This is a genomic window from Nitrospira sp. Nam74, from assembly GCF_965152615.1.
In genome coordinates this window covers 4,958,818-4,974,613 of record NZ_OZ224220.1, presented here as the reverse complement: position 1 = coordinate 4,974,613, position 15,796 = coordinate 4,958,818, and the positions used below count along the sequence as shown (strand labels likewise).

The 15,796-nt window shown below is 53.6% G+C and carries 19 protein-coding genes, 1 tRNA gene and 1 pseudogene; 15 read left to right on the top strand and 6 right to left on the bottom strand.

Features of this window, described 5'->3' with window-relative positions:
* The first annotated feature begins 45 nt into the window (after positions 1-45).
* From ACWHYZ_RS23475 to ACWHYZ_RS23465, 3 genes are all read left to right on the top strand, one after another.
* Positions 46-122 (top strand) — tRNA-His (locus ACWHYZ_RS23475).
* Positions 123-602: 480 nt separating this feature from the next.
* A complete protein-coding gene (locus ACWHYZ_RS23470) occupies positions 603-1,082 on the top strand; it encodes a Panacea domain-containing protein (RefSeq protein ID WP_447985088.1) in 480 nt (159 codons plus the stop codon).
* Complete coding sequence (locus ACWHYZ_RS23465) at positions 1,069-1,509, top strand: hypothetical protein (protein WP_447985087.1); 441 nt, start codon at positions 1,069-1,071, stop codon at positions 1,507-1,509. The genes ACWHYZ_RS23470 and ACWHYZ_RS23465 overlap by 14 nt, the downstream gene beginning before the upstream one ends.
* Before the next feature lie 208 nt (positions 1,510-1,717).
* Here the strand turns inward: ACWHYZ_RS23465 and ACWHYZ_RS23460 are convergent, their stop codons facing one another.
* Positions 1,718-2,008 carry an RNA recognition motif domain-containing protein gene (locus ACWHYZ_RS23460; protein WP_447985086.1) on the bottom strand — a complete coding sequence of 97 codons (291 nt, stop codon included), beginning with the start codon at positions 2,006-2,008 and terminating at the stop codon, positions 1,718-1,720.
* A 341-nt stretch (positions 2,009-2,349) separates the two neighbouring features.
* Here ACWHYZ_RS23460 and ACWHYZ_RS23455 point away from each other — a divergent pair, with 341 nt between their 5' ends.
* A complete protein-coding gene (locus ACWHYZ_RS23455; protein WP_447985085.1) occupies positions 2,350-2,586 on the top strand; it encodes a hypothetical protein in 237 nt (78 codons plus the stop codon).
* 373 nt (positions 2,587-2,959) lie between these two features.
* On the opposite strand, the gene ACWHYZ_RS23450 is transcribed toward ACWHYZ_RS23455, so the two are convergent.
* Together ACWHYZ_RS23450 and ACWHYZ_RS23445 are read right to left on the bottom strand one after the other, a co-directional pair.
* A complete protein-coding gene (locus tag ACWHYZ_RS23450; RefSeq protein ID WP_447985084.1) occupies positions 2,960-3,208 on the bottom strand; it encodes a response regulator transcription factor in 249 nt (82 codons plus the stop codon).
* 156 nt (positions 3,209-3,364) lie between these two features.
* Positions 3,365-4,225, bottom strand: a complete 861-nt coding sequence (locus ACWHYZ_RS23445) for a PEP-CTERM sorting domain-containing protein (protein WP_447985083.1) — start codon at positions 4,223-4,225, stop codon at positions 3,365-3,367.
* Positions 4,226-5,317: 1,092 nt separating this feature from the next.
* On the opposite strand from ACWHYZ_RS23445, the gene ACWHYZ_RS23440 reads away from it, so the two are divergent.
* The 3 genes and pseudogenes from ACWHYZ_RS23440 to ACWHYZ_RS23430 all read left to right on the top strand — a co-directional run.
* Positions 5,318-5,602, top strand: coding sequence for a hypothetical protein (locus ACWHYZ_RS23440; protein ID WP_447985082.1), 285 nt, complete (start codon positions 5,318-5,320; stop codon positions 5,600-5,602).
* A gap of 475 nt (positions 5,603-6,077) precedes the next feature.
* Positions 6,078-6,278, top strand: coding sequence for a thermonuclease family protein (locus ACWHYZ_RS23435; RefSeq protein ID WP_447985081.1), 201 nt, complete (start codon positions 6,078-6,080; stop codon positions 6,276-6,278).
* Between the two features lie 7 nt (positions 6,279-6,285).
* Positions 6,286-6,438 (top strand): annotated as a pseudogene (locus ACWHYZ_RS23430) (thermonuclease family protein); the annotation flags it as partial.
* Between the two features lie 120 nt (positions 6,439-6,558).
* On the opposite strand, the gene ACWHYZ_RS23425 reads toward ACWHYZ_RS23430, so the two are convergent.
* Positions 6,559-6,957, bottom strand: a complete 399-nt coding sequence (locus tag ACWHYZ_RS23425) for a hypothetical protein (RefSeq protein WP_447985080.1) — start codon at positions 6,955-6,957, stop codon at positions 6,559-6,561.
* A 435-nt stretch (positions 6,958-7,392) separates the two neighbouring features.
* Here ACWHYZ_RS23425 and ACWHYZ_RS23420 point away from each other — a divergent pair, with 435 nt between their 5' ends.
* From ACWHYZ_RS23420 to ACWHYZ_RS23400, 5 genes are all read left to right on the top strand, one after another.
* Positions 7,393-7,548 carry a hypothetical protein gene (locus ACWHYZ_RS23420; protein ID WP_447985079.1) on the top strand — a complete coding sequence of 52 codons (156 nt, stop codon included), beginning with the start codon at positions 7,393-7,395 and terminating at the stop codon, positions 7,546-7,548.
* 200 nt (positions 7,549-7,748) lie between these two features.
* Positions 7,749-7,925 carry a hypothetical protein gene (locus ACWHYZ_RS23415; RefSeq protein WP_447985078.1) on the top strand — a complete coding sequence of 59 codons (177 nt, stop codon included), beginning with the start codon at positions 7,749-7,751 and terminating at the stop codon, positions 7,923-7,925.
* A gap of 147 nt (positions 7,926-8,072) precedes the next feature.
* Positions 8,073-9,650: an HlyD family secretion protein gene (locus ACWHYZ_RS23410; protein WP_447985077.1), complete on the top strand. Its 1,578-nt coding sequence runs from the start codon at positions 8,073-8,075 to the stop codon at positions 9,648-9,650.
* Between the two features lie 274 nt (positions 9,651-9,924).
* A complete protein-coding gene (locus ACWHYZ_RS23405; RefSeq protein ID WP_447985076.1) occupies positions 9,925-10,179 on the top strand; it encodes an RNA recognition motif domain-containing protein in 255 nt (84 codons plus the stop codon).
* A 419-nt stretch (positions 10,180-10,598) separates the two neighbouring features.
* The gene (locus ACWHYZ_RS23400) at positions 10,599-11,135 is read left to right on the top strand and encodes a GNAT family N-acetyltransferase (protein WP_447985075.1); all 537 of its coding nucleotides are present in this window, start codon (positions 10,599-10,601) and stop codon (positions 11,133-11,135) included.
* Between the two features lie 93 nt (positions 11,136-11,228).
* Here ACWHYZ_RS23400 and ACWHYZ_RS23395 read toward each other — a convergent pair whose 3' ends face one another.
* The gene (locus tag ACWHYZ_RS23395; protein WP_447985074.1) at positions 11,229-11,522 is read right to left on the bottom strand and encodes a hypothetical protein; all 294 of its coding nucleotides are present in this window, start codon (positions 11,520-11,522) and stop codon (positions 11,229-11,231) included.
* 172 nt (positions 11,523-11,694) lie between these two features.
* Here ACWHYZ_RS23395 and ACWHYZ_RS23390 point away from each other — a divergent pair, with 172 nt between their 5' ends.
* The gene (locus tag ACWHYZ_RS23390; RefSeq protein ID WP_447985073.1) at positions 11,695-12,189 is read left to right on the top strand and encodes a DUF4112 domain-containing protein; all 495 of its coding nucleotides are present in this window, start codon (positions 11,695-11,697) and stop codon (positions 12,187-12,189) included.
* An 810-nt stretch (positions 12,190-12,999) separates the two neighbouring features.
* Here ACWHYZ_RS23390 and ACWHYZ_RS23385 read toward each other — a convergent pair.
* Complete coding sequence (locus ACWHYZ_RS23385) at positions 13,000-13,557, bottom strand: sugar O-acetyltransferase (RefSeq protein ID WP_447985072.1); 558 nt, start codon at positions 13,555-13,557, stop codon at positions 13,000-13,002.
* 528 nt (positions 13,558-14,085) lie between these two features.
* Here ACWHYZ_RS23385 and ACWHYZ_RS23380 point away from each other — a divergent pair.
* Together ACWHYZ_RS23380 and ACWHYZ_RS23375 are read left to right on the top strand one after the other, a co-directional pair.
* Positions 14,086-14,406, top strand: coding sequence for a hypothetical protein (locus ACWHYZ_RS23380; protein WP_447985071.1), 321 nt, complete (start codon positions 14,086-14,088; stop codon positions 14,404-14,406).
* A gap of 199 nt (positions 14,407-14,605) precedes the next feature.
* Positions 14,606-15,268, top strand: a complete 663-nt coding sequence (locus ACWHYZ_RS23375) for a PEP-CTERM sorting domain-containing protein (protein WP_447985070.1) — start codon at positions 14,606-14,608, stop codon at positions 15,266-15,268.
* Positions 15,269-15,796: the final 528 nt, after the last annotated feature.

Genomic DNA, 15,796 nt, shown 5'->3' with positions numbered 1-15,796 from the left:
TTAAGATGGCGCACCTGCTTATTACGCGCTCAGTTTCCCCTGGTGGTGGGTGTAGCTCAGCTGGTTAGAGCGCCGGATTGTGGATCCGGAGGTCGCGGGTTCGAAACCCGTCACTCACCCCAACATTCTCTCGCAGTCTCCAATAGTTACACCGTGGGACAGGGGCAGATGACCAATTTAGTGACCAGGTTGAATGCCTGGTGAACCGGCTACAGGCAAAAGGGTTGGCGGTTTCCCACTTCGGCGGCAATTTTTCAAAGTCACTTGCTGTGGTTTGCTGACTCTTTATCAGCGCGCCGTACGTTCGACCCTACACGGCCCACCGAAACAAAAAAATCAGGTAATTAGCATGTCGCCACAAACTGGGCGGGCAGAAGGTCCCTTCGTAGGTACCATCCGAGGTACCAAGAGTGAGAAGTGCCTCTCTCTTCGTCCGTGGTAAGCTTAACAGTGGTCAACTATTCCGTTGACTCGCGAGAAGGATCTCTGTAAGGTCTGCAACGACACGAAAATAACCTACGCATTTCAGACCATTTCGCTTATTCACCGCTTCCGTATTTATCGAGTATGATCTGTAATTCCTGGTCATCGTAGAGGGTCATATGGCTGACGCTATTGATGTAGCTAAATATTTTATTCGACTGGCGGCAGCCGAAGATGAGCCGGATCAACTTTCCCATCTGAGGCTTCAAAAGCTACTGTACTATTCTCAGGGCTGGTCGTTGGCCCTCCGCAAGAGGCCCTTGTTTGCAGACCGAATAGAAGCATGGGCGCACGGGCCCGTTGTCCCGAGTGTCTATCCCGTGTTTGCCTGCCATGGGAATGATTTTATCCCGTCAGATTTCCTAGAGCTTTCAGAGGACGCTCTTGATGGAGATGAGCAGGAGCTTATTGAATCGGTGTGGAATGCGTATAAGCCATTTTCTGCGCTGAGCTTGCGCGAAATGACGCACAAGGAATCACCGTGGCGAGAGGCGCGTGGCAGCTGTCGAGCCTACGACCGGTGTAACACGGAAATTACTCAACATTCGATGAAGAAATATTTCAAATCAATCGCGCCAAAGAGCCGTGGCAAAAAATAAGCACAAGAAGAAGCCACCCAAATATTTAATTCAGCCCAGCCAGCATCTCACTCTTGATAGTCGATCAGCCCCGCCATTAAAGCCCGTTCACACGCCCCTGACTGTCTCTTTTATTCACATCAAAGCTGGCAGCGAATACTGTTTGAGCCATTGTGAAAAGCCTGAAGTGAAAGCGGTGATGAATTCGCTTCGCCTCCTTACGACAATGAGCTGGCTGGAAGTCATGAATACCGGGGGAAAACCGCACGGAGGGAAGGTAGGATTGGGGTATACGCCCTACCCCCATTTAACCTGCGACGGTATTAGTAAAGATTGCCAGATTGCCGGAATCCGAGCGAGCGATGAATTTCGCATTTTTGGTTTTCACATGGACCACGTTTTTCACGTGCTGTGGTTTGATCCACACCATGAAATCGTCCCTACTTAATTGCCGAATTGTCGTCGGGTGAGAATGCGTCCAGGGATATAGCGACACTGAGCGAAATCATCGAAGGCGATGATGTGATTCATGGAAAGCACCCTATCACCCAATGGGCCTATACCTGCCATCGCGCCTGCTGGACTGGCCGGTTTCCATGGGATACACCGAAGGCACCATCAACTTACGCGGTAGACTGAATGCGCCTCCTTCAAGCCTATGATGCCAACCTATGCATGCCGGGTTGATCCCAAAACGCTCTTCCTCTATCCTCAGTCCTAACTACAGTCAGCGGCGCGTCATGAAATACTTCCCCGTCGAGCTGTTTCACGACGTTATTGGCCGCTTCCTCAGACCGCATCTCGGCATGGCCGAAGCGTAACGAAAAGCCTAGGGAGTCATACGCGATCTCGGCTGATAGAACCTCGCCAAACGGTTGCAGTAAAGCGGCAAGGTCAGTAGAAGTAAAGTCACGGGGAAGCGGATCGATGAAAATGCGATAGGGCATGGCCAGCCTCCTCACCGTAAGTCGTTGTTCTAGATCCATTAGCCGACTGATCAGAACGCGCCCTCCGCCACAGAGCCATAAAAGAACTGCTTGAGTCAATCACCGATTTGGGTCATTCTCTGTAAGCAGTTTGGCTCTATGGCAATAATCCGAATCGATCATGCGGTCGTCGGCCTCGTACTCCGATCCTACAGGGACGCAGGCCGATATCCGGCTAGCTTACTCGCTCATTTTGAGTAATGTCATCAACGTTACACTCACCCCTCACCTCTCTTAGTCAAGTGGGTATCTAGACGATGGAAAGTACTCACAACGGACATATTGAGGAGGTTCGGCGTTTTTTGAAAAAAGCGTTTCGTTTACAAGAAGTAAGCGATGCCACAGAGATCGATACTGACTTTGCTTTCGAATATGACGGTATCCCTCGTCGCATCACCGTAGCGCGGGGCTTTTTCGATAGCCTAACGAAAGGCGATGTCATCGCCATCTTGGAATGCTGGAAACTTGCAGAGAAGGTGGTGAGTGCAGCGGGAAGGACTGTCTATGTCGGAGAGGACGGCCTATCAACTTTGGAATAGCGTGCTTCTCGATAGAGCAGAAACGGGGGATGAGGATTGAAATGCGCAGTTAACGCGTTTCATCTAAGGCTATGAAGTCGAGGCCAGCTTATCTGAGGCGCACGGCGATAAGTACCATGAGAAGGATCGAGGCCCACCATGGAGCCGACGCAACCAAGGCCGCTAGGGCCCATGCGATAGCCCATACACCAACGAGAAAAGCGCCAAGCTTTAAGGCTCCGTACACCATCACTTAAGCAGTTATCATAGTCGTTAGGTACCTGCCTATAAGGAGGCGTTTGCTGGCGGCGTAGGGGGAGCGGTATGGATTGAAGGAAGGAATGGGGCTGACAAACGGTATGTCGCGATTAGCCCGGTCCGCGCACGAAACGTCTCAGTGAGTGTCAATAAGACCCTGTGCAAGCGCAACTTTGAGCAACTCAGCCGCATTGCGGGCCCGAGCCTTTGTCATTATCGTGGCTCGATGCGATTCCACGGTTTTCAGGGAAATACCCAACCGCTCAGCAATTTGCCGGTTTGTTAATCCCGTCCAAATCAAGGTGAGAATCTCTTTTTCACGCGGCGTTAGATCCTCCGGCCGCCGTCGGTGGGCTCTCTCCTGCCATCTCTGACTTCGTGCCATTGAAGATCTCCGGGTGACAAGGCCGATTTGCTATACCACCCGATGCGGAGTAGACCGAACACACAGTGCGGAACGCCACCGAAGAGCAGTCCGACCCGCCAGGTACGCCAAGTTGATTCATACCTTCAGCGTACTATCTCACCCAAGAGTCATGCATCATTTCATAAAGTGAGTTCTCGTTCTCCACGCCAGCGCCCCTAAGCCCGTTGCCAACAACATGAGAGACGACGGTTCTGGAACGGCTGCCCCTCCGCCTTGCAACGCCTGTGGTTCTCCATAAATGAAATCGTCCATGACGACATTCTCGAATCCGTTTGCGGCACCAGTTAAGGGACCATTCCCATTCGTGAGTCGAACACGTGCCACCCCTTCGCCAAAACCTGAAACACCGACGAACGAAAGGCCTTGTGAGGCAGTCGGAGCGAAGAACGTTCCCAACGATGTATTACTGGCATTGAAGTACTGAATAGAAGTCGTGTTTGCTAGGTCGACATCAGTAAAGACAGATCCGAACCCGCTGACTGTCGCCGGAGTGTTACTTCCCGGCACGACAAAATTAACATCCACTATGTTGCTATCCAATGCGGTGAAAAGGCGTTGCGGGCTAAAAACGGTGAATTTATCGGGAAACTGAGCATTGATATTCCCGAATCGCACTGGTGTGTTCGTCGGATTGACGGCGTTAGCACTGACCTGGAAGCCACTGCCGGGTGTGGAGAAGAGGACTCCTCTGGGGGAATTGACGTTGAAGAAATTTGACGGCAAATTATTGGGTGCTGACAGGTTGTCTGGCACACCATCCCAATTGATTTCACGGCGGCCCGTGGCGAATGAACCGGCTACATTGGAATTAAGGGACCCTCCCAAGTCGCTGCGAAACGCATCAACTGCGGATTGAATAGCAGCCGGATTGGCGCCGCTCCCCTGCTGAACAGAAACAGCATACGAGGGGCCGACGGTGATAAGAGCCATCCATACCAACCCAACTACCAACGTGATCGTTTTGCCTGGCGACATAGGACACCTCCATCGTGGTTTGTCTCTTAGGCTCAGAGGTTATCCCAGGCCAGGGTCCTTCACAATGTCACAAGGGGGAATTGTACTGTCAGGCCGGTACGGATAGGAGGTTTCCTAGCGATTGGAAATTACGGTCCGAGGTGGTGCACAAGGACGTTGCGGCACTGCTCAATCCAAACTGACCCACTACCCATGTGATCGCACTGGTGGATCGCTATTGAATTCTGTAGGCTGTGAGGACACGTGTAGTTTACATCTTCACATTGCCGCGCGGTTGAAGTCTTTCCTATTCTCCAACGCTGTCTGACATGGTCATTTCTCGTTAATAGAGGCGAGAACCAGGTTCTGTCTGATATCGCCGCCCCTCTTACGCGGGGTACAGTGTGAAGCATGACGGGTTGGCCGATTCGGACTCTTTAGTCAGCTTGCTGGCCGGCAAGCCTTAGCCGCTGACTAAAGGTGTACGAGACGACCGTCACAGGCGGGGAAGACCTCTGACAGTCTGTGTCACCTTAACCACGTGTAGAGGGTTCGGATGGGCTCTTTTCCCTCCTCCCCGCCTTCATTTCTCAGACCGTGGTCCTTAGTCCATCAGCTCCAACTTCTTGACCGCCTGCATCTCCACATTGACCGCACGGTCGAAACCCTTCATGTTGGAGAAACCCATCCGGGTTCTCTTGTCCCATCAGACAGGCTGACATAATGACTTCTAGGTAACAAGCTGAAGAATTAGGATGTGTCTGATATCGCTCTCTCGTGCCCGCGTCATACACTACAAAACTAGGAGCTGGTTGGGTGCCGAATTCACCGGCATTAGCACCTTGCTGAAGGTGGACGAGACGACCGACCCTAGCCAGAGGCGGGGAAGGTTGTTACGATATGTCTGGCCCTCCGCATGTCGTACAGGGTAGGCTTCCCTTTCCCGCCTTCATTTACATCGCTTCATTTACGTCAGCTCAATACCGGATCCGACCCGGTGGTCGGGATAGCCATCTCGGCCCGCACGACCCCAAGAAACTCCGAAGCAAAAAAAGGCCGAGAAAAGTAGAACTTCTGTTAGGTCGTACGATACTAAAAATAAGGAGGTACGTTATGACTCGTCTGACGACACTTGGCGTAGCCACCGTGCTGCTATTCACAAATACACCACTTGGCTTCGGGCAGACTGGATCGGGGGGAATGTCAGGCGGCGCGTCTGGCAAAGGTGGAACCCAGCAATCCCAAGAAATGATGCACCAGGATCGCATGAAGGAACAACAGGAAGGAAAGGAGTCACCCCAGGGACTGAGTTCTAGCACAAAGCAAGAGGAAGCGGGGCAGATGCCTCAGAAAAGCCGAGAAGAGAAAGAACGGGAACGTGGGAAGAAAGGACACTAGTTCGCTACGCCGATCGATGGCAAACTCCGGATGGTGCATACCTTATAGGAGATTAGAGACATGGCGGAGCTAAAAGACCCGGCCAAAAAGACGGGCGTCACACATTTTGCGCTGAAGAGGAAAAAAAGAATCAGGAGCGAGTTCCTCCACGGGGAACGTCCAAAGAAGAGATCAACACGACATCCCAATCCGGACAGGAGCAGAGTGCGCTGTCTCAGGCGTCGGAGGATGCTGACGAGCAAACCATCACCCGCCTTAACCCCAAAGGCGGCAAAAGCGGTGGTGGGCCGGATTAGTGTCTTGAACGATGACACCTGTTGCACAATGTCGGTCATCGCTGGCGTTGCATCTGCACAAATGGGAAGGCAATCAATCACAAGGTGAATGATTCGACCTTTGGTCCTACCGACGTTCACCGTTCCGCCATCCATTCGAGCATCGGCCGTCTTGAACTCGTCGTGTTGCACCTGGACGGTTGTTAAGAGCCGATGAAACGAGATCACCAAGTCTAATCGGTTGCCATACTGGCCTTTTCAGTTTTTGCACGACGGGGAAAGCCGAAAAGATCCGGCTCAAGGGCATTGATTGTCCTGAGAAACGGCAAGCGTTCGGGCAGCGTGCCAAGCAGTTCACCTCCAAGCTCGCCTTTGGCCAGGACGTGACCGTGAAAACATGACAAGTATCGCCGGACGGTCGGTGATGTGATGCTACCCGATGGGCGAATACTGAACCAGGAATTGGTTAAGGCGGGCTGGGGTGGTGACAAGTATTCAAAGGACATGACGCTGAGAGACCTTCAGGAACAAGCAGGGCTGGCTGAGCGTGGGCCTCATTAGGCGGATGATTCGACTGGCTCTTTGAACAAGAATTGGCAATCGCAAGCATGTAGATCAAGAAGCGGGCCTTCATCTTCATGAAGACCCGCTTCTCCTAGGGCATAGCCTCGGAGGCACTGGTCATCTACCCACTGATACCGTACTCGAGATATTCACGTGACTCGTCCCTGAGTTGCTGAACGTCCTGACCATGTTGCTGGCAGCACTGCTCGTACTGGTGATCGTCGCACCTCCGGATTGGATCGTCACAACACAAGATGGTGTACAGCTCACATTAATATCGCCGTCACCGGGCAAGGTGAACTCCCGCTGTCCTTGCACCGTAAAGGTCCCGACCTGGCCGCCCTGCACCTCCGCGAGTTGTGTATCCGTCATCTCTTCTCGAACATCCACTTCACCGAGGGCATGGAACCCGCTTGTGTCTCCCCCTAATGCCAGCGTGGGCCCGGAGAACACAAGCAACGCCATCGCCATACCTATTCCATACTCTGCTGTGCGCTTGACTGTCAGTTGTCGCATTGTCCCTCCTTCGTAATCAAAGTGCCCCTCCCAAGTGTGTATGTGTGAATGTTCGCGCTGCACAGGCATCACAACTGGCCGAACATTACTACAGCCTAACGGCTCGATCCATCATGCCATGTCGTACGTGGATGTCGTCTGTTTTCTACGTGCCGTCAACCTGTCCTCCTATTATGTGTAGCGGCTAGGGCGACGCAAATAACGTATTAAGTACGATTGTCTCCTTATAGTGCGACAGATACAAATGCCCGTCGTGGGGATCACTACATGCAAATGCGAATGCCAACTGAGCCGCACTCTGCATTGAAAGGAGGTGGGTGAAGATGTGGAAATAGAACATCGGCACTGACGGATGGTCGCCTAGAGAGGATGGTACGTACAAAATCGTTCCATCCGCCCCATCATTGCTCCGATCCTTAACCTACGGAGGTTCAGATGGAAACCCTCAAGCTACAAGTTGAAGAACTGGAAGAGCGGATCGCGCCGGCTATCGTCCAAGTCAACGGGGGCGGCAACACCCCGAACGGCAATGCCAACGGGATTCCCGCCGAGAACCCGGCTGGCCACGAGCCTCCAGGCCACAACAAGTAAGCGCGGTTGTGGGGCGTCGGCCTACCGGCGCCCCTGACACACGCCAACGTTTCTTTGGTGCAGGCGAGGACCACCAAGATTACCAAGAGCGGGAAGTGCGAGGGAGGTGGTGAAGATGTGGATATGAAGAGACCCCTCCTGGAATTTGAAAACGCTCAATGAGACGGTTGGTTTCCATTCGCAGCGAAAAGGAGGTTCTTATGCGTACTCTCAACCTGAAAATCGAAGAGCTGGAAGAGCGGATCGCCCCGAAGATTACGACCGAGTTGACAAATCCGGGCGGAAACACCCCCCAAGGCGGCGGGGCAGCCAACGGGCAGGCGATCGACGAGACGGCCGTGAACCCCGCCGGGCATGCACCTCCCGGTCAGAACTAGTACACGCAGTTGCGGGGCGTCGGCGTGCCGGCGCCCCATACGCCAATGTTCAATCAGACCGAGACAAACGCCCCGGACAACAACAACCGGAATGAGGTTTCCGGCGAATAACCCGAGTATCCAGCTATCCAGTTGAGCCAGCGGAATATGGATCTTTCCACGGCCCTACCACAACTCTGTCACGATCTGCGTTTCAGCAAGCAGGTCACGCCCGAACAACGCATCTTTATCGTCAAAGACCCGCGTAATGACCGCTTCTACAAAGACGCGACACCCCGTGAACGGAAGATCTATCTGATCTACAGAATCTTGGCCGCACTCTTTTCCGCCTGGCTGCTCGGCTCTCTAGCCTGGTGGCTGGGAGGCAGTTTAGTGCAACGGTATCAAGGATTCGGGTTCTTGCTCTTCGTCTCCCTCGTCATGGCGGTCTTCCGACATCCAGTGGGGCGCGCATGGAGAAGCGGGTTGGGTTGGCTTAAGGCTGTCCCAACCGCCATCGGACGTGTGAGGACTTCAAAGCGGCCGGTAAAAGTGATGTTGTTCGTTGTCGTGGCGTTCGCGTTTCTCGTCTTGGGCCGGCTCGAGCTGACCGTTTCCGGAGAGTTTAGGGTGCTCCCCATTGAAAATGCCGATGTCCGGGCAGAGGTCCCCGGTATCCTTGAAGAGGTCTTTGTGAATGAGGGTGATTTCGTCGAGACCCGTACAGTCATTGCGCGTCTCGCGGACCGCGACTATCGGTCCGAGCTGAAGGAGGTCAATGCCCAGCTCGATGAGAAACAGGCTCGATTGAGGTTGCTCCGGGTTGGAGCACGGCCCGAAGAGATTGAGGTGGCACGGAAAGCGGTGGCCGCGGCAAAAACGCGGCAGGAGCAGGCCCAGAAGCGCTATGACGAATCCTCACTGTTTCGCACGGAGCGGTTAGCTCGTGCGACGGCGACCGTGGAGAAGAGTCGGGAGCGCCTGAAGTTCGCGGAGCATAATTTCGAGCGGGTGAAGGCCTTGTTTGGGCAAGGCTTCATCTCGAAGCGAGACAGTGATGATGTCGAGGAACAGCGGACGGTCCGTGAGAAGGAGTTAGAAGAAGCAGAGGCCACGCTCCGACAGGTTCAGGCCGATACGCTCTCGGAATTCGTGAAGGACTTGGCGATCACGGAGAGGGATTCGCATGAGGCACAAGCCAAGCTCACCCTTGTGTTGGCCGGCAGTCGGCAAGAGGACATCGATGCCACGAGGGCCGAGATCGCGCGGTTAGAGGCTCGACGGGATCATTTAGAAGAGCAGCTAGGACTGCTCCGTGTCATCGCTCCGCATCCGGGCGTGATCACGACTCCTCGCATCAAGGAAAAAGTTGGCCAATTGATCAGCAAGGGGGATCTCATCGCCGAGGTCCACGATCTCAGAATGATTGAAGCGGAAATCGCGATGCCCGAACAAGAGATTGCCGATCTCGCCGTTGGAGAAGCCGTGCGCCTCAAAGCTCGCGGATATCCCAGTGAAACATTTTCAGGGACGGTCACGGCAATCGCCCCCGCGGCGAGCGACCGGCAAGATCTCCCGGACTCTAAAATCCTCCGAGTACGAACGCTCATCGAGAACCGGTCCATGCTGCTACGGTCCGAGATGACCGGCAACGCCAAGATTTACTGTGGCAAACGCTCGATTCTCGAGCTCCTGACACGGCGGATTGTCCGATATATCAGAGTCGAATTCTGGTCCTGGTGGTAGCGAGTATCATTTTCCAATGGTCAAAGGTAAATCAGCGAACGAATCAAAATAAATCCGGTCCACCCCCCAACGCTGTCAACGAATTGATGTAATGCCAATCGCGAACAGTGCCCTCCGCGTTCATGTCTGCCAAGCATGCACCTTTACCGAGTAAATTGAGGAGTTCTCACACACCAAGCTGAATTGCCCCAGCAGGTAACATTCGTTAACATTGCAACGCGTAGTTTTCATGCCACTGGATGAAATTGCTCTCTTAGAGGGGTGGTGATGGCTCGTGCCAGCCCGTCTGACCGTCGATGGGCTCCCTGAATGGTTTACTGATTACGATTTAAAAGAGTTGTTCACGCCCTACGGCGGCGTTCTGACCGCACACATCATCGAAGCGCAGTACATTCCTTCGTACCGTTACGAGTTGGTAGAAATGCTGACGATGGTAGAGGCAGAACGAGCACGCGAGGCGCTGAACCGGACGAGGATTGACGACCATTTAATCCTGGTGTTCATAGTCTCAGATGAAAACGGACGTTGAGGTGCTCGACCAAGTACGTTTGCTCACATGGCGGACCATGATCACTGATTGGTGTCCAGAAGGGACTGGCGAATCGCAAGTGATCCCAAGACTTTCCCCTCACAGTTGCTCCCCCTGAAGATGAGCAAGAGCCACTGTACTGGTGTGGCAAGCTGCCGTATTTCGCTGTTACCTTCATCGGTTTGACGAAGAGAATTTAATGCCGCCGGCGAACGGCTGCTCCGCTACGTTTTGTTCCTGTCGACCAAGTAACCACGACGTGCCATGCCGGTGACGACCTTAAAATCATAGGATGCCTAGCATCAATGCTCGCAACGCTCCTGCTAGAGTCCACTTTCAGTTCAAATGCCTTAAGAGAACTGGGTGATGTTTAGAATACGTAAGACGTTATTGAAACGTCTAGGAGGGATTGTTAGGTCATGGAGCTGAGATCGCTGGAAGACTCGGATATTGCTGTGGTAGTGGGATGGTTAAGCGACCCCCAGAATTATCAGTGGCTGGATTTCGGCAATGGCATTCAGAGCCTATCACCGGCGTTGTTGAAGGTTATGAGCTCGAATGCGAAGCACTGTTTGAAGCTGTATTCGTTGAGTGACGGCGAGCACCCTCTTGGCCTGGTGGCGCTTACCAACATTGATAAACATTTCAACACAGCCCTTTTGTGGTATGTGTTGGGCAATAAGATGTTCGCCAATCAAGGACACACGACTGCGGCCGTGTCGAAACTCTTAGCGACCGGCTTCAATGAGCTTGGGCTCCGGGCAATCAACGCGTGGGCCGTGGAAGCCAACCATCCATCAGTCCGTGTACTAGAGAAGAATGGGTTTCGCTACATTGGCAAACAGCGGGCCTGTCACGTGGTCGAGGGGAAGGTCATGGACCGGCTGCTGTTCGATTTAGTTGCTGAGGAGTACCGCCAATACAGTGACCGCCACGCCGCTGCACTACCGCGCTAGACCTTCCCTATCTATAGGGACTGATCCTCCTCCATCGGCCGACGCGCCCACACACCAAATACTATTTGGTGCCGTTCATAGCGATAGAACCGTCTACCGCCGATGGTGATGGCGGGGCCCGTGCCAACCATACCGATGTGGATAGGTGCGATACGGGGGAAAAAAGCGTGGCGGATAATAGAACGGGCTCGAATAGATCGGAGGGCCGAAGCCTGGGCCATATCGATACGGGTGAGTGGGAAAGCCCGGTGTGTAGAACGGGTCAGCGTACAGTGGAGGGTAATAACCGGTCGTTCCGTAGAAACCAATGCCGTCCAATGTTCCTGCACAGCCAACCCCCAGGATGAGAAGGAACATGACTGCGAGTGCGGTAAGCGCGCTTCTCATAATTCATGCTATCGCACCGCAGGAATCGCCGAGTAGTGGTACTTGTACGCAACGCCACCGTCACCAGCAGGAGCAGAGTTAGCTCGTCCATGTGTCGTGTGTTCTGTGATTCAAGCATGACATGCCCTTTCGCCGACGGACAGTTGCCAGAGACGTACGGTACAATTTGGGGATGGAAGCAGTCCGAGGAAAAGAACTACAAGCGGAAATCCTCGCGCACATTTTGGACGACGTCATCGCCATCCCAAGGACCCGACTACGCTTTGGGATGGATCCTATCCTCGGCCTTATCCCCGTGGTAGGGGATGTCCTGACCGTAGTCTGCGGGTCGTATATTCTCCTCGCCGCACGCCAGTTACGTGTTCCCTCACAGGATCTTGTCAGAATGATGTATTACCAATTGCTGAACGGTGTGATCGGGGCCATCCCAGTCTTCGGAGACCTCTATTCGTTCGGGTTCAAAAGCCATGCAAAAAGTTCGGCCGTGCTAGTAAGCGCGTTGAAACGAACTGAAGGGACGGCCTGCCCGATCGTGGTCCCCCCGCCGACCGTACTGGATGTCGGGTTAGTGTGTGGCATGACGGCACCGATTGCTATCTTGGCTGGATTTGTAGGCTGGTGGTTCTGGGAAAGAAGAAATTTCTCACTGATCTCTGTTTTCTTTTGATCACGGATGTGTAAGAGCGCCCGTCGTGCTTCACTGCATCGCGCCTCACTGTTGTGTATCGAGGATGACCCCGGTGTGATGATAGACGATCAGCGACTGGGTCGCTCGCTGGGTTCTTCGCCTTTGTGTGGTTTAAGAGCGTCCTTTGCAGGCGGCGCTGTCTCAGGATTTACCGACATATTGGGATCTACATTCGGCGGAGGGACGGCTGAGCGCGAATCTGGAATAGCCGATGGACGTCGCTCTATCCCTGGATCAATTTTCGATGGGGGAATGGCGGGCGCACCTGATTGCGACGGGTTTTCGGGGGCAGTCGCCGGCGGCGGCCCCGTTCCTTTTTCCGGGGGCGGGACAGGAGGGATTACGTCTCCGGCTAAACCGATTGATGACTCCAACAGTACGAACAATAGGCCGGCAATGAGTCGCGCTAACATACATCGAGTTTAAACCGGGGATTTGAATGATTCAAGGCAAGAATACCTCGAAACCTGTAAGCAAAGAAGGGGCACGAGTCGTCCTGTTTCTATCCTGAGCGAAAGGCACGCGCCGCATCCTGAGGCTTCATTCCTGGCGGCAATCCAGATTTCCACTCAGTGTCGTATTTAGACTTATGCCAATACTGCTCTCCACTCTTCTTCAGGCACCAATGACCGCCGTGGTGCCATAGCTCAATTACAATGTCGTTGGGCATGAGACCTCATAATCCAAATTGTTTATAACATTACCGGCTCGTTTAAAAGAGATTCGGCAGACAGGGCCGCGGATGCAATATCTGAGGGTGGCTGGAAAGACAGGCGGGACATGTCGCCGTCACTCCGTGATGTCACGAATGATGCGGCACGGGTTACCAACGGCGAGCACACCGTCGGGAATATCCTGGGTCACCACGCTTCCTGCCCCAATGACCGATTGGGACCCAATTCGGACCCCAGGAAGGATGATCGCGCCGCCACCAATCCAGACGTTGGAACCAATGTCCACAGGCTTCCCGAATTCCTGTTGTTGACGGAGCATGGCATTTAGGGGGTGTAGAGCGGTGTAAATCTGTACCGCCGGACCCAAGAGCGTGAAGTCCCCTATGCGTACGCGGCACACGTCCAGCACGACACAGTTGAAATTAAAAAAGACCCGCTGCCCAAGCTCGATGTTACACCCGTAATCGCAGAAGAAGGGCGGCTGCATCCACACCGTGTCACCTCCCGTACCGAATAGTTCACGCAGGACTCGGTGGCGCTCGTCCTGATCTCCTTCTCGGCTCGCGTTGAGGACATGGCAGAGGTCTCGGGCACGCGTTCGAGCAGCGACCAGCTCGGGATCGAGCGGATCATACAAAAGGCCCCCGAGCATCTTCTGACGTTCACTGAGCATCCCGCTCCGGTGCGCTGTACCATTCTGGATGATTCGCCGAGTTACAGTGCCAATGTCGGCACCCTCAATACGATGAAATCGTGCGAAACGTAAGAGTTCTCTAAGAACCGAAATCAGGATGTTAGATTAAACGACAGCCTTTAACTAGGTACGGGCTCCGAACATACCAGGCGGGATGTCACATTCGCCAGATGATTCACGCCAAAACCGGCGACCTTCTATCCTGAGCGAAAGGCCCGTGCCGCATCCTGAGGCTTCATCCCTGGCGGCAAACCAGACTTATACCCATACTGCTCGTTCTCGGCATCGAACAGTGACAGAGGCTAGGGTTTTCCTTCGATCCGGTAATAGAGCACAGACTCGCCGAACTTGTAATAGCCCTGTCGTGCAGGCAACCACCATGTGTCATGCCGATGAGGACCGTTAAATCATGGGATGCTTGGCATCTATCGTTGCACTCGTCATGTAGAAGAAGCCTCGGAACAATGGTTGGTGCATCGGTTGATCAGAACGAGACATCTCAAACGAATGATCGCTAAGCTCCCCTGGTGGTGCCGAAGGATCATAAGCAGCTTGGGTATCTCGTACTACGGCTGGAAGCTGATTGGGATCGGAGGACAATCACAGTCGGCCTCTTATTGCTATGCCATCTGGCACAAGCATCTGACCATGGCCCAGCAGCATGGCGTGCATGGCCATCCCAACACGCTTGTTGAGCTTGGACCAGGACATTTCCTCGGGGTCGGGCTCGCCCCATTGCTCTCAGGCACAAATCCCGAGTTTCTGAACCTCACTGACGACGACTCAACCATGCGGTCGACATTTCTACAGGCCATAAAATTGACGTAGGCCAAGGTATGGCGATTGCCGCTTCATGATGTGCGACTGAAGAATCGATGGCTTTATTAGTGAAACCGAGTCCGAAGACAGCATCTCCCAAGAAAGACTACGCGAATGTGTAATGCTCGGCATACTGAAGCTGGCTTTTGTCACAGTCCTCATCTTCCCATCTGCACCTATCATAATGCCCCAGCGAAAGGAGAGGAGAATGCGATTAGAGAATAGGCACCTAACTGTTCTCATTTCCGTATGGATTGCCCTAATGTCCCCTGTAGCCGTTCAAGCAGTTCCGTTTAGTATTACCAGCACGGTGGTCCAAAGTGGCGTTGATCGCCCAATCGGCAATGGGCCGCTTGAAGTGACCAGTGAGCCAGGCTTTAATTTTGCCGGGCAAGATTACACGGCCCTGCGAAGTGTTGATCGGGTGTCCATTACGCTCACGCTTTTAGACGCCGATTCGGCGATGGGTGACAGGGACTTTGGCAAGCTGACATTAATGCTGGAAGGCGTGAATACGGGCATTCTTCTCAATGGATTTAGAGATTCGGAACTGGACACACGGACTATTACAGGCTTCCCGAGCGACGAAGACCAAGTTCAGATTCTTGCTGGACTTAAAGTCGATGGCCATGTTGAAGCATGGATTCTGTCCACAGACCGGCCGAGCTTCAATCGAATCGGAGTTCCCTCTAGTGCGGAGGCGACATTAGTATTAACTGGAGACCGTGTTGCGAGCATAAATGACATGCAATTAGAGGACATTAAATCGCAGCGGTCGATTGCTAACCCAGAACCCTCGACATGGCTGCTGCTCCTTTCCGGTCTTGCTCTATTCGTCGGCTATAGACGGGTGGCGGCGTGGCGGGCTTAGATTAGGCGGCGCTGGTACAGATACCACATCTGCTTTGTCCTATATAGGACACGCTGCTGTAACTTGTTGTAAACGGTTGTAGGCTATTGGGCAGGTGAGTCTACTAAGCTATTGGTCTTGCTGCTGTTCGGTAATGCTTTTAAGGTGAGGGCCTTATACCATTATGTAACAGACCCAGCGAACCGCGAACTATATGTGACAGTGAGCTCAGTGGAAAGGCATAGGGAAGGCATTCCGTCGACAACGCAATCCCAGGCAGGACATTACCACACGTGAAAACCACGGACGGTCTTGCATCTGCCGTGATCGGGAACGAGCCGTACGTGTTGGCAGTGCTGCTGTCTTTGATGCCGGCCCGGACAAAACCGAGTCCAGGAAGTCGCTTACTATACCGGCATACTGCGCCAATGGACCGATGGAGAAAGGCTTCTCGACGAAGTAGTCCGCATGGCCATTGATTGCGGAATCCGCGACTCCGCCAGGCGTACCCCCGACAAACCGCATAACAATCCGCTCCTTGCCTCTGAG